This is a genomic window from Stenotrophomonas maltophilia group sp. SKK55, from assembly GCF_057179845.1.
The window spans coordinates 388691-413076 of sequence record NZ_JBXUHP010000011.1 but is presented as its reverse complement, the minus strand read 5'-3'; the positions used below and the strand labels follow the sequence as shown (position 1 = coordinate 413076).

Genomic DNA, 24386 nt, shown 5'->3' with positions numbered 1-24386 from the left:
ACTTCGAGGAAAACGCCACCTTACCCCGTTGCCCCCCTTTCGATCCTGCCAATCCGCCCCATCTTGTATGATCAGTAATGGTTTCACGGCTGGCGCCGCGGGAAGGGCCCGCGCCGCAGCCCACATCTTGATGGAGCGTGCATGGCCTGGAATACACCCGGCGGCAACAAGGGCGGACAAGGCCCCGAGGACAATCGACGCGGGCCGTTCGGGTCGCGCGGCGGTGGCAATGGTGGTGGCTGGGGCGGATTGCCCGGGCCGCTGAAGGACCTGTTCGACGGCGGCATCGTGCGTTGGGTGGTGGCGGCCGTTGTGCTGCTGGTGCTGTTCTCCAGCTTCCAGCTGATCGGTGAACAGCAGCGTGGCGTGGTCCTGCGCTTCGGCCAGTTCTCGCGCATCCTGCAGCCCGGCCCGAACTTCAAGCTGCCGTGGCCGATCGAATCGGTCACCAAGGTCAACGCCACCGAGATCAAGACGTTCTCGATCCAGGTGCCGGTGCTGACCCGGGACGAGAACATCGTCAACGTCTCGCTGAACGTCCAGTACCGCATCGATGACCCGCAGCAGTACCTGTTCGGCACTGTCGATGCGGACCAGGTGCTGGAGCAGTCGGCGCAGAGCGCGGTGCGCGAGGAAGTCGGCCGTGCCGACCTCAACGCTGTACTGAACAATCGTGGCCCGCTGGCCGTGGCTGCCGAGGAGCGCCTGCAGGCGCTGCTGAAGGCGTTCAAGACCGGCCTGACCGTGACCGGCCTGACCCTGCAGGACGCCCGTCCGCCGGAAGAAGTGAAGCCGGCCTTCGACGAAGTCAACGGTGCCCAGCAGGTCAAGGAACGCCTGATCAACGAAGCCCAGGCCTACGCTGCCAAGGTCGTGCCGGAAGCCCGAGGCCAGGCCTCGCGCGCCCGTACCACCGCCGAAGGCTACAAGCAGGCCGCGGTGTCCAAGGCCGAGGGTGACGCGCAGCGCTTCAGCCTGTTGCAGGCCCAGTACAAGGACGCCCCGGAAGTGACCCGCAAGCGCCTGTGGCTGGAAACCGTGCAGCAGGTGCTGAGCGAGAACCGCAAGGTGATCGGCGGCGATGGCCGCCAGCTGATCTACGTGCCGATGACCGGCGATACCCGTCCCACCACCTCGGCCCCGGCCGCAGTGGCGAACCCGGACGTGGTGATGCCATCGCTGCCGGGTGCAGCGGTGGAAGCTTCCCGTGATCCGGGCCGGCCGGTGGGCCGCCCGACCGGGCGACCGAGCGGCCGTGAGGAGGGCAGCCGATGAAGAGTCCTATCTGGATCGCCGTGATCGTGGCGGTGGTGCTGGGCCTGCTCGGCTCGGTGTACGTGGTCCGTGAGGACCAGACCGCCATGGTGCTGAACCTGGGCAAGGTGGTGCGTTCGGACATCAAGCCGGGCCTGCACTTCAAGGTGCCGGTGGTGGAAACGGTGAAGGTCTTCGACCGCCGCTTCCAGGTGCTCGACACCGCGCCTGCGCGCTACTTCACCGCCGAGCAGAAGGACGTCAGCGTCGACTTCTTCGCCATCGGCTACATCTCCAACGTAGGTGACTACTTCCGTGCCACCGGCGGCGACCCGCGTGTGGCCAACGCCCGCCTGGCGCCGATCATCACCGACTCGCTGCGCAACCAGATCAACTCGCGCACCCTGCAGCAGCTGGTGTCCGGCGACCGCAGCGAGCTGATCGCCGAGCAGCTGAAGGGGATCAACGAGGCGGTGGCCGGCCTCGGCATGCAGATGATCGACCTGCGCATCAAGCAGGTGGACCTGCCGACCGACAGCCAGGTGATCAACGATGTGTACGAGCGCATGCGCGCCCAGCGCAAGCAGGAAGCGGCCAAGCTGCGTGCAGAGGGCGAGGAGCAGTCGCTGACCATCCGTGCCCAGGCCGACCGCGACAGCACCGTGCTGATCGCCGAGGCCGAGCGTGATGCACAGCGCCTGCGCGGTGAAGGCGATGCCGAGGCGGCCCGCATCTACGGCAAGGCCGGCTCGGCTGATCCGTCGTTCTACGCCTTCTACCGCAGCCTGGAGGCCTACCGTGGCTCCATGACCGACGGCAATGGCGTGATCGTGCTCGACAAGAACGACCCGTTCCTGCAGTACCTGAAGAACGACCGCTGAGGTCGCAGGGCACTACCCCACGGGGCCCGGCCAGACGCCGGGCCCCGTGCTTTTTCCGGAGTCCCCCATGAAAGATCTGTTCGCCGCCGTCTGCCTGGTCGCGGTGCTGGAAGGCCTGTTCCTGTTCGTGGCGCCGTTCGCCTGGAAGCGCATGGCCGAACGCCTGCTGGACCTGCCCAGCCCGGCCCTGCGCAGCTTCGGCGGGCTGGTGCTGCTGGCCGGCCTGAGCCTGCTGTGGTGGGCGCGGCACTGACCCCGCCCTGTAGCGTCCGAGCCCATGCTCGGGCGGCGCCGCGCAGCGGCGGGAAGGCAGCCGAGCATGGGCTCGGTTCTACATGAGACGCCGGCCTGACCGGCCGGTGAAGCCGCCGGTCGGAAAGGTGGCACCGGACCCCGGAAACCCGGATAATGCACAAAAGCCGGACGGGCCTCCCCGTTCGGCTTTTTCCGTGTCTGGGCCTTCCATCGCCGGCTGCTCCCCGTTTGGAGCCGCCCTCCAGGTGCTGGCCAGCCCCGCCACGGTTTACCCGTCCGCGGCCCCGATGGCCGCAACAAACCGAGGAGCCCGTCATGGGTCAGTCTGTCGTAGTGTTGGGTGCCCAGTGGGGCGATGAAGGCAAGGGCAAGATCGTCGATCTGCTCACTGAGGAAATCGGCGCTGTCGTGCGCTTCCAGGGCGGCCACAACGCCGGCCACACCCTGGTCATCAACGGCAAGAAGACCGTCCTGCACCTGATCCCGTCGGGCATCCTGCGTGACGACGCGCTGTGCCTGATCGGCAACGGCGTGGTGATCTCGCCGGCCGCGCTGCAGAAGGAAATCGCCGAGCTGGAAGCCTCCGGCGTGGAAGTGCGTTCGCGCCTGAAGATCTCCCCGGCCGCGCCGCTGATCATGCCGTACCACATCGCCCTGGACCAGGCGCGCGAGCGCGCTGCCGGTGGCAAGGCGATCGGCACCACCGGTCGTGGCATCGGCCCGGCCTACGAAGACAAGGTGGCGCGCCGCGGCATCCGCATCGCCGACCTGCATTACCCGAAGCAGCTGGAAGAACTGCTGCGCACCGCGCTGGATTACCACAACTTCGTGCTGACCAAGTATCTGAACACCGATGCGGTCGACTTCCAGAAGACCTTCGACGAAGCGCTGGCGTTCGGCGAATACGTGCAGCCGATGAAGTCCGACGTGGCCGGCATCCTGCACGACCTGCGCAAGCAGGGTAAGCGCGTGCTGTTCGAAGGCGCGCAGGGTGCGCTGCTGGACATCGACCACGGTACCTACCCGTATGTCACCAGCTCCAACACCACCGTCGGTGGTGCGCTGGCCGGTTCCGGCGTCGGCGCCGATTCGATCGACTACGTGCTGGGCATCGCCAAGGCCTACGCCACCCGCGTCGGCGGCGGCCCGTTCCCGACCGAACTGGACGACGAAGTCGGCCAGGGCATCCGTGACCGCGGCGCCGAATACGGCGCATCGACCGGCCGCCCGCGTCGCTGCGGCTGGATGGACATCGTCGCGCTGAAGCGCGCGGTGGCCATCAACGGCATCAGCGGCCTGTGCATCACCAAGCTGGACGTGCTGGACGGCATGGAAAAGCTGAAGGTCTGCATCGCCTACGAATACAACGGCAAGCGCACCGAGTACGCGCCGCTGGACGCACAGGGCTGGGAAGAATGCACTCCGGTGTACCTGGAGTTCCCGGGCTGGAGCGAGAACACCCACGGCATCACCCAGTGGGACGACCTGCCGCCGGCCGCACGCGCCTACCTGCGTTCGCTGGAAGAGCTGGCCGGCTGCCCGATCAGCATCGTCTCCACCGGCCCGGACCGCGACCACACCATGGTCCTGCAGGATCCGTTTGCCTGAGTGCGTGACCGGTAGCGCTGGGCCATGCCTGGCGTCGCAGAAGGAAGAAGCCCCGCGAACGCGGGGCTTTTTCGTTACTGTGTCGCCAGTGCCGGCGAGGAAGCGAAGCGATGACCAGGATGTCAGCGTGAAAGGCGAGACCGTGGTGCGGGTCACCCTGTGGGTGTTGTGGAGCCTGTGGGTCATCGCCTGCGCGGTTCTGGCGCTCGGCGCCATCGCCAACCATCTGGCCTCGCGTACCCAGACCCTGCCGCTGCTGCTCAGCCCCGGCGCGACGGCCGAGGTGACGGTCTACCGCTTCATTGATGACCAACTGCGGCTGCGACTGCGGTATGCCGCAGACGGTACTGAGGCTGACCCTGAAGTGCTGCTGCGCATCGACACTCCCACCGATCATGGGGACTTCCGCGCAGGAGAGCGTTCGGGAGTGGCCGGGCAGGGTATCAACCGCAGGCTGGCATCGGTTGAGTCCAGCGGGCTCATGGCGTCCTACTTTGGATATGGCCGCGGTGATGCATTGCCACGCGGACGCTCATGGCTGCGGGTAACCGTACTGGAGGTGGACCCGGCGCTGGCGGGCAGGGCGGCCGTGATCGAATTGCAGCCCCCGCTGGACCTGCTGAAGCTGACCGACCTGGATTACGTCTGGCTGTGGCCGTTCTTTTTCTGGAAGGTGGCGGCACTGTTCCTGCTGATTCCCGGGGGTGCGTTGGCGGTGTTCACGTTCACCTTGCGGCGCTGGCAGCGCCGGGCGTCGAAGCAGCCGATTTCAGCAGCGGATACGGATTGATCGACTCTCCCTTCCACCACTGCTTCTCTGGCCCCAGCACATGCACCTCGAAATGCAGGTGCGGGGCATGGGCGCTGGCGTTGCCAGTGCTGCCGACGTAGCCGATCACCTCCCCGCGCTTGATCACCTGCTTCTCGGCCAGGCCATCGGCGTAGCGTTGCAGGTGCGCGTAGTAGTAGCACCAGCGTCCGCTGGGCTCGAACTGGTAGATCGTCAGCCCGCCGCGCTCACTGTCGAACAGTTTCTCCACCGTGCCATCGGCCGCCGCCAGCACCGGCGTACCGGCATCGGCCATGATGTCGATGGCATCGTGTACGCGGCCCTCGCTGCGTGCATCGGTGAAGGTATCGCGCAGCTGCGAGGGCAGGATGCCCTGCACCGGCAGCAGTAACCCGGGCGGTGCATCCGGAGCCTGCGCGGCCGACGGCGCGGTGGAGGCGGGTTGGGCTGTTGCGCCTGGCGCTACCGGTTCCGTCACCGGCGCGGCGGCTACCGTCGATGGCGCTTCCGGCAGCGAGGCGGCTACCGGCTCGCCTGCATCGCGGTGCAGCCACCAACCTGCACCCAGTCCCAGCAGAACACCCAGCACGATCAGCTGCGAAAGACGCATCGGCTCACTCCTGCATCACCACGGGCACCGACTCATCCACCGCATCAGCCACGCGCAGCGCATCCCAGTTGGTCATGCGTACGCAGCCATGCGACTCGGTCTTGCCCACGTGGCCGGGCTCGGGCGTGCCATGCAGGCCGTAATGCGGCTTGGACAGGTCGATCCAGACCCGGCCGACCGGATTGTTCGGGCCCGGCGGCAGCGTCGCCTTCTTTTCGCCCTTGCGCGCATCCCAGAACAGCTTTGGGTTGTAGTGGAACGGCGGGTCGCGGTACACACCCAGGATCTTCCATTCGCCGATCGGCAGCGGATCATGCTGGCTGCCGGATGAGACAGGCACCTGCGCGATCACCTTGCCCTGGGCATCCAGCAGTTGCAGGGTCGAGTCGGATTTGTCGACGACCACCTTGGCTGCCTTCGGTAGCGCCGATGGTGCGATGTTGGGCACCTGAATGCGGTTGCCGGCCTTGCTCAGATCTACGCCCGGATTGAGCAGCTTCAACAGCTCAGGGGATGCGTGGAAGCGTTCGCCCAGCGACTCTTCGACGTTGTTGAAGCCCAACGATTTCAGTTTGGCCTGTGCGGCGGGGCCCTTCGGCACCGCCTGGAACGGCCCGGCGACATCCTCGGCAGTCAGCGTGTAGCTGGCCAGCGGCGTGATCGTATCGGCCTGCAGAGCCTTCCAGGTGGCGTCGTCCAGCTCACCCGTTACGGTCAGCCCGTGCGCCGCCTGGAAGCCTGACACCGCCCGCCGCTGGTTGCTGCCTACCTCACCATCAATCTGGCCCGGAGAGAAGTTCGCACGATCCAGCAGCACCTGGGCATGCAGTGCGGAGCGCACCGCGGTGTCCGGGCCAGCCTTCTCGGCCATGGGGGCGGGCAGTCCGGGCGGCGGCGCCTGCGCGAAGGTAGGTGATGCCAGCAGCGAGATTGCGAGCAGGGTGGATCGGGACACAGATGAGCGCATTGGGATCTCCAGCAGGTACGCCGCCACCTTGCCCGCAGACGGTGCGGAGCCGCCGTGAAAGGGATCTGATACCCGCATGAGCAGACATGTCATTGCGGCCGGCTGGCACCGGCAGGTGCCGCTGGGACGGGGACTCACCAAGGTGAACGGTGGCCGACGCCGTCGATGGGCGGCGATCAAGATTGCCTGCCGTGCCGCCGATAAGCCCACATCCCCCCGTTTTGGATACCCCCATGAACTACTTGAGGAACGTCAGGGTTGCCTGGCGTCTTGGGCTGGGCTTTGGCCTGTTGCTGCTGCTGGTTGCCGCCGTAGTGGCCACCGGCGCCACCGCCAGCGTCGTGCAGAAGCGCGCGATGCAGCAGGTGGTCGACGTCAGCGTGGCCAAGGTGCGCCTGTTGTCGCAGATGCTCGACGCCAACAACCAGATGATGGTGGTGCGGCGCGAAATGCTGATCCGCCAGGGCGAAGACCGCGGCAGCGATGAGAAGCGCATTGCCGATCTGGTCAAGCGCTATGAGGCCAGCTGGGCCGCCTACCAGGCGCTGCCAGGCGATGCGGAGGGCAAGGCCATCGCGGCAACCATCGCGGCCAAGCGTGCCATCGCGCGCCCGCTCAACAAGCAGACCAGCGAACTGATGGAGCAGGGCGACTACCCGGGTGCCGTGGCACTGACCCTGGGCCCGGTGCAGGAAGCGGCCAACGGCTGGAACAAGGCACTGTCCGATGGCGTGGATTTCGAAGAGAAGGAAAGCCGTGAGGCAGCCGCCGAGGCCATCCGCCTGGGCGAGCGCAGCCTGCTGCAGCTGCTGGTGCTGGGCGGCGTTGCACTGCTGGTCGGCATCGGTGCCTCGGTGATGATCGGGCGCAGCCTGACCGGCCCGCTGGCCCGCGCGGTGAACCTGGCCGAGCGCCTGTCCAAGGGCCAGCTGGATCAGGAATTCCGCCTGGGCGGCCGTGACGAACTGACCCAGCTGGGCGAGGCGATGGCCAGCGTGCGCCAGAGTGTGCAGGCGGCGATCGGCGCGCAGTTGCAGATGGCCGAGCAGCACGAGGCCGGTGCAATCCGCTATCGCATGGACGCCAGTGCGTTCCCCGGTGATTTCGGCCGCATGGTGCAGGCCACCAACAGCCTGGTCGAGTCGCACGTGCAGGTGGAACTGCTGATGGCCGAGGTGATGCAGCGTTACGCCATGGGTGACCTCAGCCGCGACCTGCCGGACTACCCAGGCGAGAAGGGCACGCTGACCCGCACCCTGGCGGCGGTGAAGCAGAGCCTGATGGCGATCAACGCGCAGATCGATGAACTGGCCCGCGCCGCACGCGCCGGCGATTTCAGCATGCGTGGCGATGCCGCTGCGTTCCAGTACCAGTTCAAGACGATGGTCGAGCACCTCAACGGCATGATGGCCAGTTCGCAGGCCAGCATCGCCGATGTTTCCGACGTGCTGCGCGCGATCTCGCATGGCGACCTGACCGCACGCATGGAGGGCGAGTACGAAGGCGTGTTTGCGCGCATGCGCGACGATGCCAACACCACCACCGCGCAGCTGACCGGCATTGTCCGCGGCATCCAGGTGGCTGCCGACAGCATCAACAACGCGGCCCAGGAACTGGCCGCTGGCAACAATGACCTGTCGCGCCGCACCGAGCAGCAGGCCGCGAATCTGGAAGAAGCGGCCGCGTCGATGGAGGAGCTGACCTCCACCGTACGCCAGAACGCCGAACTGGCGCGTCAGGCTGACAGCGAAGCGCATGCCGCCGGTGCCGCCGTGCGCGAGACCGAGCAGGCGATGGCACAGATGGCATCGGTGATGGGCGAGATCGATCAGTCCTCGGCACGCATCTCGGAAATCTCCACGGTGATCGACGGCATCGCGTTCCAGACCAACATCCTGGCGCTGAATGCGGCAGTGGAAGCTGCGCGTGCAGGCGAGCAGGGGCGTGGCTTTGCCGTGGTCGCCAGCGAGGTGCGTACGCTCGCGCAGCGTGCCGGTGTCGCCGCCAAGGAGATCAAGGAACTGATCGAGGACGCCGCTGCCAAGGTGAAGAGTGGCCTGGCGGTGACCGTTGAATCGGAAGCCGCGATCGCACGCGTGGCCCAAGCCAGCTCGCGCACCACCCAGCTGATGAGCGACATCGCAGCGGCCAGCAAGGAGCAGGCGGCCGGCATCGAGCAGGTCAACCAGGTGGTGGTGCAGATGGACCAGGTGACCCAGCAGAACGCCGCGCTTGTGGAAGAAGCCACTGCCGCGAGCCGCGCGCTGGAGGAACAGGCGCATGCGCTGACCACATCAGTGGCGGTGTTCCAGATCGAGCAGGACGGTGCAGCCCGCGCCGTGGTGGCGCGCGCGGCCTGACCGTCACCGCGTCGGCACGGCAAAGTGCCGTGCCGACCGAGAAGCCCTCAGCGCTTGAACAAGCGCTCGTGCATCCAGCCGTCGTTGGTCAGCACGAGCGTCGCTTTGCCATCGATTTCGTCCTTGGCTTGATCCGCTAGGTTACGGTAGCTGGCCTGGACCTCTTTCGATCTGGCCCAGCTGTCCGCATCTTCGACCTTGTAGCGGAAGTTCACCTGAGACAATTTCACGCCCATCATCTCGCTGGGCTCGGTAAAGGTGTCCACCTCTGTCACCCTGAACTTGCCGGTGCAGAACGCTGCTTGACCTGCAATTGTTTCTGCGCCGCCTTCTACGAGGAACTTCTTTCCTTTGGAAGTAAGCGCGTACTCGCCAGCCGGTACGGTCGATGTGCCAAACATCGATTTCATTTCAGATGCTTGGCGGCTCAGCAACCCGGCCTCGACCAAGGCGTTGGCCTGCAGGCGCGCGCGCTCTCCCAAGCTGCCATCGTTGGCCAGTCTGAAGGGGAGTTCCCGCGCGGGCAAAGCAGCGCAGAGTCCGTTCTTGGTATCAAGATATTTCTGAATAGCCTTGCCGAAATTGCCCTTGTTGGCGGTCTGGGAACTGCTGCATGCCGCCAGTACAAGCATCAGCGCGCTGGCCGCCAGAACTCGGTTCACATTCTTCATCTCAACTATCCCTGTCAGTGGGTCAATCAACGTAGCCGCTACCACCGAGCGAAGCTACAGGGTGGTGGATGTCGATGATCTGTCCTTGAGGGAGCCCAGCGAGGAGGCCCTGACGGCGATCAGCAGTGCCAGGTGACTTCCGGATTGCTCTGCACGGGATATAGCCGTTTACGACAAACTGCGCGACATGCACTGCCTTCATCGGTGTGCCTGAGCCACGAGTGTCTCTGGATGGCAGAGCAGGTGAGTCGCGCTGCCACCGATGCCGTACGGCCGTTATCGCTCGGTCTTCACTCCTCCATATGAGAGGACGTAGGCCGGCGCCCGCTGATCACGATGACCCTGGCGTGGCCGCCTTCATGGCGCTGGGCGCGGCGAACTACATGACGGTGCGCGGGGGGCAGATCCACAACGCTGGCAGCGGCGAAGTGATCCGCCTGCAGTTGAACGGCGACCGCGCGCCTTTGCCGGGCACTGCGCGCCTGCTCGGTTCCAGCAGCGCGTTCCTGTTCGTCTGGTGGCCGCAGCAGCGGCGTGCCGAGGCCATTCCGATCGCGGCGTTGCGCACGCTGCAGGCGGCTGCCGTGCCGGTGCCCTCAGCTGCAGTGACGGCGGGGCCGTCCCGCTGAGGTAAGGTGCGCGGGTCGCTTGGGACCGACCCAGCGAGAGTAGGCGCTGCGCCACACATCCCGCGCCTGCGATGCGGGCGCGGGCTGTTCCCCGTTTTCGGGGACGATCAATCTCTGCTCCGCGTTCGGGCAGCCTTTTTCGCTGCGGTCTTGCGTGTCGCTGCCTTTCGGGCACGGGTAGCCGCCGCCTTCTTTGCGGCGGCGCTCCGCGAGGCGGCCGTACCCCCCTTATTGGCCGCAACCTTCTTCGCCGTCTTCTTTGCGGCCTTCTTTGTGGCGGTCTTGCGAGCGGGTGCCTTCTTTGCCACCGCTTTCTTCGCAGGTGCCTTCTTCGCTGCCGTCGCCTTGGTCGTGGCCTTCTTTGTGGCCGACGTCCTGGCAGGCGCCTTCTTGGCAGCCTTCTTGCTGGCCGCCTTCTTCGTGCCCTTGCGTGCGCTGCCGCTACGCTTGCCGCCACCGTCCTGCTTGTTCACGGTGGCCCAGGCGATGCGTTCGGCGGTGCTTTCGCTGGCACCGCGCTCGCGCTCGCTTTCCTCGATGTGCTCGGCCTGGCGCTTCTGTTTGTCGGTATATGCGGATTTGTCACCACGGGGCATGACGGTTCTCCTGTTGTAGTAGTCAGGCCAGCAGGCGCAGCTTCGGTTCACGCGCCCACTGGCGGGTGGCGGCCGCCGCCAGGAAGGCCTTGGCGTCTTCCGCTTCGACGATGCCGGCATCATTTCCGACGCGCGCCGCCTTCAGCAGCGCCTGGCCGCCTGCGTCGCTGGCGATGGCCTTCAGGTGCGCCCACGCCTGGCTGACGAACTCGATGGCTGCACTCTCTTTCGACAAGGCCTTCGCGGCTTCCGGACTGAGCACCACGGCTACCGCATCGAACACAGCCGATGGCGTGCCCGCCAGTTGCCCATCCGCCGCCTGCATCGCCCCATCGCTCAGCGTGGCGCCGCCTACTTTGGGCGCGACCAGCTTCACGTCTGCACCCGCCTTCCGCGTCGCTTTGCTCAGGCTGGCCATCACGCGCGCGTCGGAGCCCTCATCAAACAGGATGCCGATGCTGCGCCCCTGCAGGGTGGGCTTGTTGCGCCCGATCACGCGCACCTCGGGAGCGGCAGGCATGTCCTGCGCCGGCGTGGCGGTCGGCGCGGGGTCGGGCAGTGCAGGCAGCGCGAGTCCATCGGCTACGCGCTGCGCCAGTGATTCGTCGATGTTGCGCAGGTGGCTGACGGTACGCACCCGCACCTTGAGTGTTTCCACCTTGGACAATTCGAACACGAGTGCCGATGCCAGATGCGCCTGTTCCGGCTTCTCAAGGCTACGGAAGAACATGCGGGCCTGGCTGTAGTGGTCGGCGAAGCTCTCGGCGCGGGTGCGGCCCTTGCGGCCATCGTCGGCGCTGGCGTGGCTGCGGAAACCCGCAGGCGTCTCGCGCGGGGAGTCCTCCTGCAGCGAGCTGGGATCATAGGCGACGCGACCCTTGGGCACCTGCATCTGCATGTGGCCGTCGCGGTGGTGATTGGCGAACGGGCACTTCGGGGCATTCACCGGGATCTGGTGGAAGTTCGGGCCGCCAAGCCGCAGCAGCTGGGTGTCCAGATAGGAGAACAGGCGGCCCTGCAGCAGCGGATCGTTGCTGAAGTCGATGCCCGGCGGCACGTTGGCCGGGCAGAACGCCACCTGCTCGGTCTCGGCGAAGAAGTTGTCGGGCCAGCGGTCCAGCACCATGCGCCCGATCACCTGCAGCGGTACCAGCGATTCAGGGATGATCTTGGTCGGATCCAGGTGATCGAACGGAAATGCGTCCGCTTCTTCTTCGGTGAACAGCTGCACCGCCAGTTCCCACTCGGGGAAGTCACCGCGCTGGATGGCCTCGAACAGGTCGCGGCGATGGAAGTCATTGTCAGCCGATTGCAGTTTCAACGCTTCGTCCCAGACCGTTGACTGGATGCCCAGCTTGGGTCGCCAGTGGAATTTGACGAACGTCGACTCGCCCGCCTCGTTCAGCAGGCGGAAGCTGTGCACCCCGAAGCCTTCGATCATGCGCAGCGAGCGCGGAATGGCGCGGTCGCTCATCGCCCACATGATCATGTGCATCGACTCGGGCATCAGCGAAATGAAGTCCCAGAAGGTGTCATGGGCCGAAGCCGCCTGCGGGAACGCACGGTCTGGTTCCATCTTCACCGCATGCACCAGGTCCGGGAATTTCATGGCGTCCTGGATGAAGAACACCGGGATGTTGTTGCCGACCAGATCCCAGTTGCCTTCCTTGGTATAGAACTTGACCGCGAAGCCGCGCACGTCGCGCGGAGTGTCCACCGACCCTGCGCCACCGGCCACGGTCGAGAAGCGGGTAAACACGGGCGTCTTCACGCCTACCTCGGTCAGGATGCGCGCCCGGGTGTGGGCGGCCAGAGACCGGGTCAACTCGAAGTAGCCATGTGCCGCGCTGCCACGTGCGTGCACGATGCGCTCGGGAATGCGTTCGTGATCGAAGTGGGTGATCTTCTCGCGTAGGATGAAGTCTTCCAGCAGCGTGGGTCCTCGAGGTCCCTGCCGCAGGGAGTTCTGGTTGTCTGCCACCGGGATGCCCTGATCGGTGGTCATCGCCGGGTGGCTGCCGCCGGCGCGCGGGTGCAGTTCATCGCCGTTGCCGCGGGGGTGGTTTTCGGTTGCGCGCTTGCCGGTCGGCTTGCTGGCGGCCATGGGGGAGGCTCCGGATCATCAAGTGAACCACGACACTGGAACCGAACCCGTTAAACCCAGGTCCGGCAAAGGTGAACGTACGGGCAAAAGCAGGCTCGGGTATGCTTGCCCCATGCGAGTCGAGCCCGCCGACATCGAAGCCCTGTTCGACGCCATCCCGGACGTGCTGTTCTTCATCAAGGACCGCCAGGGGCGGTACACCCACGTCAACCAGACCATGCTGCGACGGCTGGGCCTGCGCGCGCGCAAGGACGTGATCGGGCGCACAGCGGCCGAGATCTACCCGACCGGCCTCAGCGCGGACTATGTCGACCAGGACGCCCGCGTGCTGTCCGGCGAGGTGATCGAGAACCTGATGGAGCTGCACCTGTTCGCCAACCGCGAACCGGGCTGGTGCCTGACCTGCAAGCGCCCGCTGCTGGTCGACGGCGCCATCGAGGGCCTGATCGGCATTTCCCGCGACCTGGGCCAGAAGGACAGCCTGGGCGCGCAGTACGAGCAGCTGCGGCTCGCGCTGGCCCACCTCAACGCGCACTACGCCGAGAACGTGCGCATGCAGACCCTGCTGGACATCACAGGCTTTTCGCTGTCCAAGCTGGAGCGCAGTTTCCGCAAGGTGTTCCAGATGACCCCGCAGCAGGTGCTGACCCGGCTGCGGATCCAGATGGCCATGCACCTGTTGCATGGCGACGACAGCATTGCCTGCATCGGCCAGGCCTGCGGTTTCAGCGACCAGAGCGCCTTCACCCGCAAGTTCAAGGCTGAAACCGGTTTCTCGCCGCGCGCCTATCGCGCCCGGATCGGCGGCAACGTCGGCGAGCCCGCACTGGCCTGAGCCCCCTGCTGCGCTGTGCCTATCCCCGCGGGCCTGGGACAGGGTAAGGTGTCGCCCCTGTAGCCCGCCGCCAGCCCCGCCGATGCCCAATTCGATTCCGACCGCTTCGCCGTCCCGCCTCGGACATTCGCTCAAGCCCCGCCAGCTGATCATGATGGGCCTGGGCAGTGCCATCGGCGCCGGCCTGTTCCTCGGCTCGGGCGTCGGTGTGCAGGCGGCCGGTCCGGCCGTTCTGGTCTCGTATCTGGTCGCTGGCGCGCTGGTGATCATCGTGATGAACGCACTGGGCGAGATGGCGGCGGCCAAACCGACCAGCGGCGCGTTCTCGGTGTACGCCGCCGATGCCATGGGCGCCACCGCTGGCGCCACGGTCGGCTGGTTGTGGTGGGTGCAGCTGGTGATCGTGATCGCCGCCGAGGCGGTGGGTGCGGCCGGGTTGCTTGCCACGGTCTGGCCGGTGGTGCCGGTGCCGATGGCTGCGTTGGCCTTCATGCTGTTCTTCACTGCGATCAACCTGCTCGGGGTGAAGAACTTCGGCGAGTTCGAATTCTGGTTCGCCATCCTGAAAGTGGCGGCGATCCTGGCCTTCATTGCCATCGGCGTGGCACTGCTGATGGGCTGGCTGCCGCAGGTCACCTCACCTGGCCTGAGCAACTTCACCGGACACGGCGGTTTCGCACCGAAGGGCCTGGCCGGGATCGGTGCGGCGCTGCTGGTTGTCGTTTTTGCCTTCGGTGGGACCGAAATCGTTGCCGTTGCGGCGGCCGAAACCGAAGATCCCGAACGCAGCATCGCCCGTGCCATCCGTACCGTGGCCTGGCGCATTCTGGTGTTCTACATCGGCTCGCTGAGCGTGATCATCGCCGTGGTGCCCTGGATCAGCGAAGCACTGAAGTCGCCCTTCGCCGCCGTGCTGGACATTGCGCGCATTCCGGGCGCCGGCACCGCCATCACCCTGATCGCGGTGATCGCGCTGCTGTCGGCACTCAATGCCAACCTCTACGGCGCCTCGCGCATGATGTATTCGCTGGCGCAGCGCCGCGAAGCGCCGGCCGTGCTGGGCTGGACCGATCCGCGGCAGGTGCCGGTCATCGCCGTGCTGGCCAGCGTGCTGTTCGGCTTTGCGGCCACGGTGATGGAGCTGCTGTTCCCGGACCGGGTGCTGCCGGTGCTGCTGAACATCGTCGGTTCCACCTGCCTGCTGGTGTGGACGCTGTCGCTGGTTTCGCAGCTGGTACTGCGCCGCCGCGCCGATCGCCTGGGTACCCGGCTGCCGTTCCGCATGGCCGGTTTCCCGTGGCTGACCTGCTGCGCGCTGGCGATCCTGGCGCTGATCTTCGGCCTGCTGCTGAGCGAGGCGCACACCCGCCTGCAGTTCCTGTCGATGGTGGCGCTGACCGCCACCATCGCCGCCGGCAGCGCCATCGCCCGGCGCATGCGCGAGGCGTGACTGAAGCTGTAGAGCCGACCCTGTGGTCGGCTGCGGTTGCTGTAGTTTCTGTAGAGCCGACCCTGTGGTCGGCTGCTGTTCGCGTAGTCGCCAGCCGAGCGCGGGCTCGGCTCTACAGCCGGCATACATCCGCCGTGCCATCCTGATCGTGTGGGTCGCCAGCGGCCCGTCGACCAGGAGTACCGCATGCTGCGCAGCCGTCCCTTCCTGATGTTCACCGGCCAGGCCGAGGCCGCGCTGGCCCTGTACGCCGAAGCCTTTGCCGATTTCCGCCTGCTGGCCCTGCAACGCCACCCCGAGGGGGCCGGCGCCGGCGTACCCGGACAGGTCCGCCAGGCCATCTTCCTGCTCGGTGGCACCCATTACCTGTGCTTCGACAGCCTGGATGTGCACGACTTCACCTTCAGCCCGTCGATCTCGCTGTTCGTCGAGTGCTCCGGTGCCGAGCAGTTCGAGCGTGCAGCACGCGTGCTGGGCGAGGGCGGCCATTGGTTGATGCCGGTGGGTGATTACGACTTCAGCAACCGCTATGGCTGGGTGCAGGACCGCTTCGGCGTATCGTGGCAGTTGAGCCTGGGACAGATGCCGGACCCGTGATCGGGTAATTGTGGGTGTGGACCTTGGTCCACACGCCCTCATGAAAACGGCCCGCGCAAGCGGGCCGTTTTCTTTATCGATGCAGTGAGGAATCAAGCCTCGACTTCATCATCCTTGTAGGCATCGACCGGGATGCAGGCGCACATCACGTTCTTGTCACCGTACACGTTGTCGACGCGTGCCACCGGCGGCCAGTACTTGCTCTGCTTCAGGCTGGCCAGCGGGAAGGCGGCCAGTTCGCGCGGGTAGGCGTGGGTCCACTCACTGGCGGTCACCGCGGTGGCGGTGTGCGGCGCGTTCTTCAGCGGGTTGTCCTCGCGGTCCAGGCGGCCGTCTTCGATCGCGCTGATTTCCTCTCGGATCTGGATCATCGCGTTGATGAAGCGATCCAGCTCGTGCAGCGACTCGCTCTCGGTCGGTTCGACCATCAGCGTGCCCGCGACCGGGAAGCTCAGGGTCGGGGCGTGGAAGCCGAAGTCGATCAGGCGCTTGGCGACGTCCTCGGCGCCGATGCCGCTGGTCTTCTCCAGCGGGCGCACGTCCAGGATGCATTCGTGCGCCACCAGGCCGTTGCGGCCGGTGTACAGGGTCTTGAAGTGCGGGGCCAGGCGCTTGGCGATGTAGTTGGCGTTGAGCTGCGCGACCTGGGTGGCCTTGCGCAGGCCTTCGCGGCCCATCATCGCGATGTACATCCAGCTGATCGGCAGGATCGAGGCGCTGCCGAAGCTGGCCGCGCTGACCATGCCGACCGGGCCGTTTTCACCGAGCTTGCCCGGCAGGAACGGGGCCAGGTGCTCCTTGACCGCGCACGGGCCCACGCCCGGGCCACCACCGCCGTGCGGGATGCAGAAGGTCTTGTGCAGGTTCAGGTGCGAAACGTCCGAACCCCACTTGCCCGGCTTGGCCACGCCGACCAGGGCGTTCATGTTGGCGCCGTCGGTGTACACCTGGCCGCCGTGCTTGTGGATGATCTCGCAGATCTCGACCACCTCTTCCTCGAACACGCCGTGCGTGGACGGGTAGGTCATCATGATCGCGGCCAGGCGGTCGCTGTACTTCTCGGCGTTGAGGCGGATGTCCTCGACGTCGACGTTGCCGTTGGCATCGGTCTTGGTCACCACGACCTTCATGCCGCACATCTGCGCCGAGGCCGGGTTGGTGCCGTGCGCCGAGTCCGGGATCAGGCAGATGTCGCGGTGGCCTTCGCCGCGCGAGCGGTGGTAGGCGCGGATCGCCAGCAGGCCGGCGTACTCGCCCTGCGCGCCGGAGTTCGGCTGCAGGCTGACCGCGTCGTAGCCGGTGCATTCCACCAGCATCGCTTCCAGCGTATCGATCAGTTCCTTGTAACCCAGCGCCTGGTCGGCCGGCACCAGCGGGTGGATCTGCGAGAACTCCGGCCAGGTCACCGGGATCATCTCGGCGGTGGCGTTGAGCTTCATGGTGCACGAGCCCAGCGGGATCATCGTGCGGTCCATCGCCAGGTCCTTGTCGGCCAGCGAACGCAGGTAGCGCAGCAGTTCGTGCTCGCTGTGGTGGGTGTTGAACACCGGATGGGTCAGGAACGCCGACTGGCGCAGCAGGCCGGCCGGCAGTGCGTCGGCGGTGCTGGCATCCAGCGCATCGACGTCGGCCTGCGCGCCGAACACGGCGGCCAGCGCGACCACGTCGGCGCGGGTGGCGGTCTCGTCCAGGCTGATGCCGACCGAGTCGCTGTCGATCGCGCGCAGGTTGTAACCGGCGGCGCGTGCCTTGGCGTGGATCTCATCGGCATGCACGCCGGTGATGTGCAGGGTGTCGAAGAAGTCGCCACCGACCTGCACGCCGGCGTTGCGCAGTGCCGCAGCCAGGATCGAGGCCAGGCGGTGGGTGCGCCGGGCGATGCGGGTCAGGCCTTCCGGACCATGGTAGACCGCATACATCGAGGCCATCACCGCCAGCAGCACCTGTGCGGTACAGATGTTCGACGTCGCCTTCTCGCGGCGGATGTGCTGCTCGCGGGTCTGCAGGGTCAGGCGATAGGCCGGGTTGCCCTGGGCATCGATGGAGACACCGATCAGGCGGCCCGGCATCGAGCGCTTGTAGGCGTCACGGCAGGCCATGAACGCGGCGTGCGGGCCGCCGAAGCCGAACGGCACGCCGAAACGCTGGCTGTTGCCGACCACGATGTCCGCGCCCCATTCGCCCGGTGCGGCCAGCAGGGTCAGCGCCAGCAGGTCGGTGGCCACGGCCACCAGGCCGCCGCGTGCGTGCACGGCCTCGACCAGGGCCTTGTAGTCGCCGACCTGGCCGAAGGTGTCCGGGTACTGCAGCAGCAGGCCGAAGGCTTCCGCTTCCAGTGCTTCGGCGGGGGTGCCGACGCGCAGCACGATGCCCATCGGTTCTGCGCGGGTGCGCAGCAGTTCCAGGGTCTGCGGGTGCACGGCGTCGTGCACGAAGAAGGTGTCCGACTTCGACTTGGCCGAACGCTTGGCCAGGGTCATCGCTTCGGCGGCGGCGGTGGCTTCGTCCAGCAGCGAGGCGTTGGCGATCTCCATGCCGGCGAGGTCGGCGCACAGGGTCTGGAAGTTGATCAGCGCTTCCATGCGGCCCTGCGAGATCTCGGCCTGGTACGGGGTGTAGGCGGTGTACCAGGCCGGGTTTTCCAGGATGTTGCGCAGGATCACGTTCGGGGTATGGGTACCGTAGTAGCCCTGGCCGATGAAGCTGCGCAGCACGGTGTTCTTGTCGGCGATCGCGCGGATCTTCGCCAGTGCCTGCACTTCGGTCATCGACTCCGGCAGCGCCAGCGGTGCCGGCGACTTGATCTTGGCCGGCACGATGGCATCGGTCATCGCATCCAGCGACGCGTGGCCGACGACGTCGAGCATCTGCGCGATCTCGGCATCGTTGGGGCCGATGTGGCGCTCGACGAACGCATTGTGGTGCTCGAGCTCACGCAGGGAAGGGGTGTTCTGGGACATGGCGAAGGATCCGTCAGGAAAGGGCACACGCACGGGCACAAGCCGCCGGTCGGCGGTCTGCGGGGCGCCCCTCTGTCCTTTTGCCTGAGAGTTTAAAAGCGCGGCGGACCGCAGCTTCGTGCCCCTTCGGCGCCGGATCGAACCGGTCTCTCCAGAGTTCTGTTACGGGTGGTATCGGGCCTGAGCGATTACGGGCGTTGCGCCTTCGGCAGCGGTGTTCCGCTTCTCCCACCGTGTTGCCGGCGGATTATAGCCCGTTGCGGGCCCGCTGGCCGCCTCCCGGCACGGCCCCGCGGCTGAATGGCCGATGGCCCGGACGTGCGTTTTGTGCATCGCTGCATGGCATCGGGCGCAATCCCCACCTATGATGGCCGGATACCCGAATTCATCTGGCGCCGTCCCTGCAGAAGGGGACCGGCGCCCGCCGTGCGTGCCACGCATGGCCCTGCCGGACGCCTTTCTCATGACCGCCGCTGTTGCTCCCTCCACCCGCCGCATGGCCCTGCTGCTTGCCGGCCTAGCCATGTTCGGCCCGTTCTCGATCGACACCATCTTCCCGGCCTTCCCGCAGCTGGCCCGGCGCCTGGCGGTGGACGAGGTGGCGGTGCAGCAGACCATCAGCGTCTACCTGCTGTTCTACGGCCTGATGAGCCTGGCGCACGGTCCGCTGTCCGACGCCTGGGGCCGCAAGCGGGTGATCCTCGGTGGCCTGGTGGTGTTCGTCGGCGCCTCGGTGGGCTGTGCACTGTCCACCGACCTGACCACGCTGCTGGCGTTCCGTGCGCTGCAGGGCCTGTCGGCGGGTGTCGGCATGATCGTCGGCCGCGCGGTGATCCGCGACCTGTACCATGGCCATGACGCGCAGCGGCTGATGAGCCAGGTGTCGATGCTGTTCGGCATCGCCCCGGCCATCGCGCCGATCATCGGTGGCTGGATCCTGCTCAGTGGCGCGGGGTGGCCGCTGATCTTCTGGTTCCTGGTGGTGTTCGGGCTGGTCCTGCTGGCGGCCACTGCACGCTACCTGCCCGAGACCCATCCCGTCGAAGCGCGCGTGCCGTTGTCACCGCGCGCGTTGATGCGTGATTACGTGCGCATCGGTTTCAATCCACGCTTCCTGCGCCTGGCGCTGGCCGGCAGCATCGGCTTTGGTGGAATCTTCCTGTACATCTCCTCGGCGCCGGTGTTCGTGATGCAGCACCTGCACCTGGGCGAGGGCGGTTTCGCCTGGTTGTTCATCCCGACCATCGGCGGCATGACCACCGGCTCATTCCTGTCCGGGCGCATGGCCGGGCACACCACGCCCACCCGCCAGGTCTCCATTGGTTTCGGCCTGTGCGCATTGTCAGTGCTGTTGAACGTTGGCTACGTGGTGCTGTCGCCACAGTTCGTGCTGCCATGGGCGGTACTGCCGATCTTCCTGGGTGGCATGGGCATGGCGCTGATCTTCCCGATCCTGGCGCTGGCGGTGCTGGACATGTACCCGCATCAGCGCGGCCTGGCCTCGTCGCTGCAGGCCTTCGTGCAGCTGATGATCAGCACCGTGGTGGCCGGCGTGGTGTCACCACTGCTGAGCGGCAGCCCGCTGCACCTGGCACTGGGCCAGGCGGCGTTCTTCGGCGCCGGTTTCGTGTTCTGGTACTGGGAACACCAGCGCGAGCGCGCGGCGCGGGCAGCCTGCACGGGTCACTGAGCAGCGCGCAGGGGTAGGGTGGGCCGCGATGCCCGAAACACTTGCGGCAGGGAACGGCCGGACTAGGCTGGGCATTCCAGCCAGCCGGTGCGTGGGTGCACGACAGCCAGCCGACCCAATGTCGTTGCATGAGGTTTCGCCATGGCTGCGCAGCAGACCTACCGCCTGTTCGAGGTGGCGCTGAAGGAGCGCCGCGTTCTTTCCCCTTCCCTGGACCGCATGGTGTTCACCGGCGCCGACGTGGCGCGGATGAAGACCGAAGGCCCGGACCAGCGCATCAAGGTGTTCTTCCCCTTGCCCGGGCAGGACCTGCCACAGGTGCCCAGCGGCGAGGACTGGTACCCCCGCTACCGGGCGCTGCCGGACGATCAGCGCCCGCCGATGCGCACCTATACCATCCGCCAGCTGCGTGCAGAGCTGGGCGAAGTCGATGTTGATTTCGTGCTGCATGGCGAGACCGGGCCGGCCTCGCGCTGGGCCATCCACGCGCGACCGGGCGACCGCGTAGTGCTGCTGGCCCCCGATGCCGACTGTGCCGACAGCAGCGAAGGCTGGGAATGGAGGCCGCCGGCCGGCGTCGGCCAGGTGCTGCTGGTGGCCGATGAAACCGCGCTACCGGCGGTGGCTGGCATTCTTGAGGAACTGGCGGCCATGGTCGACCCACCGCGCACGCTGGCGCTGCTGGAGGTGGCGCAGGCCGGTGATGCGGTGCACCTGAAGGCGCCCTCCAGCGCCGAGCTGGTCTGGCTGCCGCGCGGGCAGGCCGCCTACGGACAGCCGTTGCTGCAGGCGGTCCAGGCGCGGTTGGCAGCGACCTCGAGCGTGGCTGCCGGCGATGCGCTGGAGGAGATCGACGTCGATACGCAGATCCTCTGGGAGCAGGCCGATACCCGTGTGGCCGGTCCGCTGTATGCCTGGGTGGCGGGTGAGGCGGGGGCGGTGATGGCGATCCGCCGCCACCTGGTGCGCGATTGCGGGCTGGACCGCCGCGCGATCACCTTCATGGGCTACTGGCGGCATGGCAAGGTGCTGGACTGACCGGACTGGATCGAGCACGCGTGAAGCAGCGCTGCGGGCGGGGTGCGCTATCCTTGCGCCCCCCTTCGCAGCGGTACCGCACCATGTCCACCAGCTCCAAGACCCGCCGCGACCAGCGCCGTCGCCAGGAAAAGCAGGCCGCCAACAAGGCCGCTGCCCAGGCCTCGCCGGTGGAGCCGCATGCCGAACTGCGCGACGCGCAGCGCACCCTGCTGGCCGGTGTCGTGCGCCGCGACGGCGAATGGGTGCTGGGCATGGACGGCCGCATCGCCGGCCACAGTGACTCCGCCGCACAGGTACTGGCGCTGATCATGCAGGCAGGTGAACTGCACGAGCGCAACGGCACGCCGGTGCGCCTGATGTACTCCGATGCGCTGCGCGACGCCGCGCATGCCGAAGCGAAAGAGAAGGGCCAGACCTTCGAGGAATTCAAGGCGGAACTGGCCGCGGCGATGGCGGCGAAGAAGGACAGCTGATCGCGCCGAATCTGTAGAGCCGAGCCGTGCTCGGCTTGCCGTGCGCAGCACGGTGGAAACGCAGCCGAGCATGGCTCGGCTCTACAACACGGAGAAGGGGCGGATCCTTGCGGATCCGCCCCTTTTCTCATTTCGCCGCCGGGGCCGCGTTGGCCTGCCAGCCACACATCTGGCCTTCGTTCTGCTGCTTCAGCCACTCGTTGACCGGAGTGAAGTACTCGATCATCGGGCCGGCATCGAGCTTGTCGGTGCCGGTCAGCTCCTTCAGCGTGGCCTGCCACGGCTGGCTGGCACCCTTGCTCAGCATCGCCCAGTATTTCTGGCCGGCTTCCTTGTTGCCGTAGAAGGTGCACTCGTGCAGCGGGCCCTTGTAGCCGGCCGCATCGCACAGGCCCTTGTAGAACTGGAACTGCAGGATGCGGGCCAGGAAGTAGCGGGTGTACGGGGTGTTGCCCGGCACGTGGTACTTCGCGCCCGGATCGAAGAATTCCTCGCCACGGGTGCTGGCCGGGGCCACGCCCTGGTACTTGGCCTTCAGGTCCCACCACGCTTTGTTGTAGTTGTCGGCGGTGATCGAACCATCGAACACGCCCCAGCGCCAGCGGTCGATCATCAGCCCGAACGGCAGGAACGACACGCCCGACAGCGCCATGCGCATCTGGTTGTTGATGACCGCTTCGCGGCTCTCGGTCGGTGCATCGACCAGGCCGATCGAGCTGAGGTACTTGGGCGTCATCGCCAGCACGATGGTGTCGCCGATCGCCTCATGGAAGCCATCGTTGGCACCGCCCTGGAACAGCGGCGGCAGCGGGTTGTAGGCCAGGTCGTAATAGATATGGCCCAGCTCGTGGTAGATGGTGGTGAAGTTCTCTTCGTTCGGCTTGATGCACATCTTGGTGCGCACATCGCCTTCCATGTTCATGTCCCAGGCGCTGGCGTGGCAGACCACATCGCGGTCGTCGGGCTTGATGAACTGGGTGCGTTCCCAGTAAGACTGCGGCAGCGACGGCATGCCCAGCGACACATAGAAGTCCTGTGCGCGTTCGGTCATCTGCTTGGCGGTACGCAGTTCGGCTTCGCGCTGCGCCTTGTACTGGGCAGCCACGTTGGCGTCCTTGCCTGCCTTGGCCAGCGCCGCGCTCAGGTTGGTCTGGTACTGCTTTTCCAGTGCAGCGGTGATGTCCAGGCTGCCGGCACCCGGGTACGGTTCCAGCTGGTCCCACAGGTTCGACCAGTCCTGCTGCCACATGTTGCCCAGCAGGTGCGCGGCAATCAGGCCGTTGCCCACTTCGGCCTTGTCCTTGCCGTAGGTCTTGTCCAGCTTGCCGCGTGCGTAGCAGTGCAGCTGCTCGTACATCGGCTTGACCTGTTCCCAGAGGCGGTCGGTTTCCGGGCCGATCTGCTCCGGCGGCATGTCGTAGCCGCTGCGCCACATCTGGCCGGCGTCGGCAAAGCCCATGCCCTTGGCGCCTTCGTTCACCAGGCCGACGAACCTCTGGTAGTCGCCGCGCATGCTCTTGGTGGTGCTGTGCCAGCCCTGCCAGGCGTCGAGCTGCTTGTCATAGTCGCGGCTGCGCGCCAGCACCTGTTCCAGCTCGCCCAGCTGGCGGCAGGAGTTCGGATCATTGGCATCGGTGCAGTACTTGCCGGCACCGTAGCTGCCTTCCATGCGCGTGGCGATCTGGGTCAGCTCGGCCAGCTTGGCCGGGTCGCGCGGTGCAGGCATCGACGACATCAGCTTCAGCAGGTGGATCGCGCGCTTGCTGTCCTCGCTCATCGGCTTGCCTTCGAACTTGGCGGCCTGTTCGATCCAGCTGTTGAGCTGGGTCAGCGAACGCTCGTTGGCCTTGGCCGCAATGCGTTCCGAATCACCGTTGATGTAGGTGGAGGACAGCCACTGCGCCGAGGTCATCTCCGGGTAAGCGGCCTTGAATTCGGCATTGATGCGGGCCACGAACTGGTCGGCGGTTTCACCGGCCGGAGCGCTGCTGCTTGCGGTGTCGGTGCCTGGGGCAGCTTCCTTCTTGCAGGCGGCCAGGGCCAGCGTGGCGGCGGCGATTGCCGAGGCCAGCAGGAGATGACGGTGTTTCACGGGCGGTCCTTGGGTGGTGAACGACGGCCGAAGGCTAGTGGGCAGTGGCTGCGACCGCAAGTGGCGGAAGTCGGCCTGGCGGCGCCCGGCACCCGCAGAGGCCTTCAAGCAACGGCAAAGGCCGAAGCAGCAGCAACAGCGGACTGTCCGTGGTTTGGCGGGGCGGTGTCGGAGTGCGGGGACGCCGCAAGTACGTCCGTGTAGGCTTGGCAGCCGCATGCTCGTGTGCGCTTTCCTGCGCACACGGCAAGACCGGGGTTGGGCGTCCTGCCCAACCCGCCCGAGGCATGCCTCGGGCCCATGCGGCTGACACCCCGCACTCCGACACCGCCCCACCTCTGACAGATTCCGTGTGCTGTCGGTAGGTGTCGACCTTGGTCGACACATCTGTCAGATATCGAATGGGTCATCCACGCATGGCGTGGATCTACTGTGTCGACCAAGGTCGACACCCACCAGGGCAATGCGTCGTTCCGACAGATCGCGAAAATCTGTCGAAGGCGGGGTGGGTCCGGTTGCGGGA

General features: G+C 66.5%; 20 protein-coding genes and 1 riboswitch. Of the genes, 13 read left to right on the top strand and 7 right to left on the bottom strand.

The window, feature by feature from the left end; genetic code table 11:
- The first annotated feature begins 141 nt into the window (after positions 1–141).
- The 5 genes from hflK to AC2A1N_RS06825 all read left to right on the top strand — a co-directional run bounded on the left by hflK (position 142) and on the right by AC2A1N_RS06825 (position 4788).
- Positions 142–1275, top strand: coding sequence for an FtsH protease activity modulator HflK (gene hflK / locus AC2A1N_RS06845; protein WP_049413452.1), 1134 nt, complete (start codon positions 142–144; stop codon positions 1273–1275).
- The gene (hflC, locus tag AC2A1N_RS06840; RefSeq protein ID WP_019660037.1) at positions 1272–2135 is read left to right on the top strand and encodes a protease modulator HflC; all 864 of its coding nucleotides are present in this window, start codon (positions 1272–1274) and stop codon (positions 2133–2135) included. The genes hflK and hflC overlap by 4 nt, the downstream gene beginning before the upstream one ends.
- A gap of 67 nt (positions 2136–2202) precedes the next feature.
- Positions 2203–2388: a DUF2065 domain-containing protein gene (locus AC2A1N_RS06835; protein WP_005410640.1), complete on the top strand. Its 186-nt coding sequence runs from the start codon at positions 2203–2205 to the stop codon at positions 2386–2388.
- A gap of 317 nt (positions 2389–2705) precedes the next feature.
- On the top strand, positions 2706–3998 hold the full coding sequence (locus AC2A1N_RS06830) for an adenylosuccinate synthase (protein WP_014648029.1): 1293 nt from the start codon (positions 2706–2708) through the stop codon (positions 3996–3998).
- Between the two features lie 127 nt (positions 3999–4125).
- The gene (locus tag AC2A1N_RS06825) at positions 4126–4788 is read left to right on the top strand and encodes a hypothetical protein (protein WP_049410388.1); all 663 of its coding nucleotides are present in this window, start codon (positions 4126–4128) and stop codon (positions 4786–4788) included.
- Here AC2A1N_RS06825 and AC2A1N_RS06820 read toward each other — a convergent pair.
- Positions 4724–5398 carry a M23 family metallopeptidase gene (locus AC2A1N_RS06820; RefSeq protein WP_061478847.1) on the bottom strand — a complete coding sequence of 225 codons (675 nt, stop codon included), beginning with the start codon at positions 5396–5398 and terminating at the stop codon, positions 4724–4726. The two genes, AC2A1N_RS06825 and AC2A1N_RS06820, sit on opposite strands and share 65 nt — an antisense overlap.
- 4 nt (positions 5399–5402) lie before the next feature.
- Positions 5403–6365, bottom strand: a complete 963-nt coding sequence (locus AC2A1N_RS06815; protein ID WP_061478846.1) for a L,D-transpeptidase family protein — start codon at positions 6363–6365, stop codon at positions 5403–5405.
- A gap of 233 nt (positions 6366–6598) precedes the next feature.
- Between AC2A1N_RS06815 and AC2A1N_RS06810 the strand changes: the two genes are divergently transcribed.
- A complete protein-coding gene (locus tag AC2A1N_RS06810; RefSeq protein ID WP_061478845.1) occupies positions 6599–8725 on the top strand; it encodes a methyl-accepting chemotaxis protein in 2127 nt (708 codons plus the stop codon).
- A 47-nt stretch (positions 8726–8772) separates the two neighbouring features.
- On the opposite strand, the gene AC2A1N_RS06805 is transcribed toward AC2A1N_RS06810, so the two are convergent.
- Positions 8773–9396 (bottom strand): hypothetical protein, encoded by a 624-nt coding sequence (locus AC2A1N_RS06805; protein WP_061478844.1) that lies wholly within the window; start codon positions 9394–9396, stop codon positions 8773–8775.
- A gap of 347 nt (positions 9397–9743) precedes the next feature.
- On the opposite strand from AC2A1N_RS06805, the gene AC2A1N_RS06800 reads away from it, so the two are divergent.
- Positions 9744–10025 carry a hypothetical protein gene (locus AC2A1N_RS06800; protein ID WP_061478843.1) on the top strand — a complete coding sequence of 94 codons (282 nt, stop codon included), beginning with the start codon at positions 9744–9746 and terminating at the stop codon, positions 10023–10025.
- A gap of 107 nt (positions 10026–10132) precedes the next feature.
- On the opposite strand, the gene AC2A1N_RS06795 is transcribed toward AC2A1N_RS06800, so the two are convergent.
- Both AC2A1N_RS06795 and AC2A1N_RS06790 read right to left on the bottom strand, forming a co-directional pair.
- On the bottom strand, positions 10133–10621 hold the full coding sequence (locus AC2A1N_RS06795) for a hypothetical protein (protein WP_082783300.1): 489 nt from the start codon (positions 10619–10621) through the stop codon (positions 10133–10135).
- Between the two features lie 22 nt (positions 10622–10643).
- Complete coding sequence (locus AC2A1N_RS06790) at positions 10644–12725, bottom strand: catalase (RefSeq protein WP_484371825.1); 2082 nt, start codon at positions 12723–12725, stop codon at positions 10644–10646.
- A gap of 112 nt (positions 12726–12837) precedes the next feature.
- Here AC2A1N_RS06790 and AC2A1N_RS06785 point away from each other — a divergent pair, with 112 nt between their 5' ends.
- From AC2A1N_RS06785 to AC2A1N_RS06775, 3 genes are all read left to right on the top strand, one after another.
- Positions 12838–13560, top strand: coding sequence for a helix-turn-helix transcriptional regulator (locus AC2A1N_RS06785; protein ID WP_005418296.1), 723 nt, complete (start codon positions 12838–12840; stop codon positions 13558–13560).
- 82 nt (positions 13561–13642) lie between these two features.
- A complete protein-coding gene (locus tag AC2A1N_RS06780) occupies positions 13643–15010 on the top strand; it encodes an amino acid permease (protein ID WP_484371823.1) in 1368 nt (455 codons plus the stop codon).
- Between the two features lie 186 nt (positions 15011–15196).
- Positions 15197–15607, top strand: coding sequence for a VOC family protein (locus tag AC2A1N_RS06775; protein ID WP_005418291.1), 411 nt, complete (start codon positions 15197–15199; stop codon positions 15605–15607).
- A 92-nt stretch (positions 15608–15699) separates the two neighbouring features.
- Here AC2A1N_RS06775 and gcvP read toward each other — a convergent pair whose 3' ends face one another.
- Complete coding sequence (gcvP, locus tag AC2A1N_RS06770) at positions 15700–18567, bottom strand: aminomethyl-transferring glycine dehydrogenase (RefSeq protein WP_061478839.1); 2868 nt, start codon at positions 18565–18567, stop codon at positions 15700–15702.
- Positions 18568–18629: 62 nt separating this feature from the next.
- Positions 18630–18732, bottom strand: a riboswitch (glycine riboswitch).
- Between the two features lie 298 nt (positions 18733–19030).
- On the opposite strand from gcvP, the gene AC2A1N_RS06765 reads away from it, so the two are divergent.
- The 3 genes from AC2A1N_RS06765 to AC2A1N_RS06755 all read left to right on the top strand — a co-directional run bounded on the left by AC2A1N_RS06765 (position 19031) and on the right by AC2A1N_RS06755 (position 21771).
- Positions 19031–20257 carry a multidrug effflux MFS transporter gene (locus tag AC2A1N_RS06765; protein ID WP_061478901.1) on the top strand — a complete coding sequence of 409 codons (1227 nt, stop codon included), beginning with the start codon at positions 19031–19033 and terminating at the stop codon, positions 20255–20257.
- 141 nt (positions 20258–20398) lie between these two features.
- Positions 20399–21295 (top strand): siderophore-interacting protein, encoded by an 897-nt coding sequence (locus AC2A1N_RS06760; RefSeq protein ID WP_061478838.1) that lies wholly within the window; start codon positions 20399–20401, stop codon positions 21293–21295.
- 83 nt (positions 21296–21378) lie between these two features.
- Entirely contained in the window at positions 21379–21771 is a 393-nt protein-coding gene (locus tag AC2A1N_RS06755; protein ID WP_005418286.1) for a hypothetical protein, read from the top strand.
- Positions 21772–21898: 127 nt separating this feature from the next.
- On the opposite strand, the gene AC2A1N_RS06750 is transcribed toward AC2A1N_RS06755, so the two are convergent.
- On the bottom strand, positions 21899–23863 hold the full coding sequence (locus AC2A1N_RS06750; RefSeq protein WP_061478837.1) for a M2 family metallopeptidase: 1965 nt from the start codon (positions 23861–23863) through the stop codon (positions 21899–21901).
- Between the last annotated feature and the right edge of the window lie 523 nt (positions 23864–24386).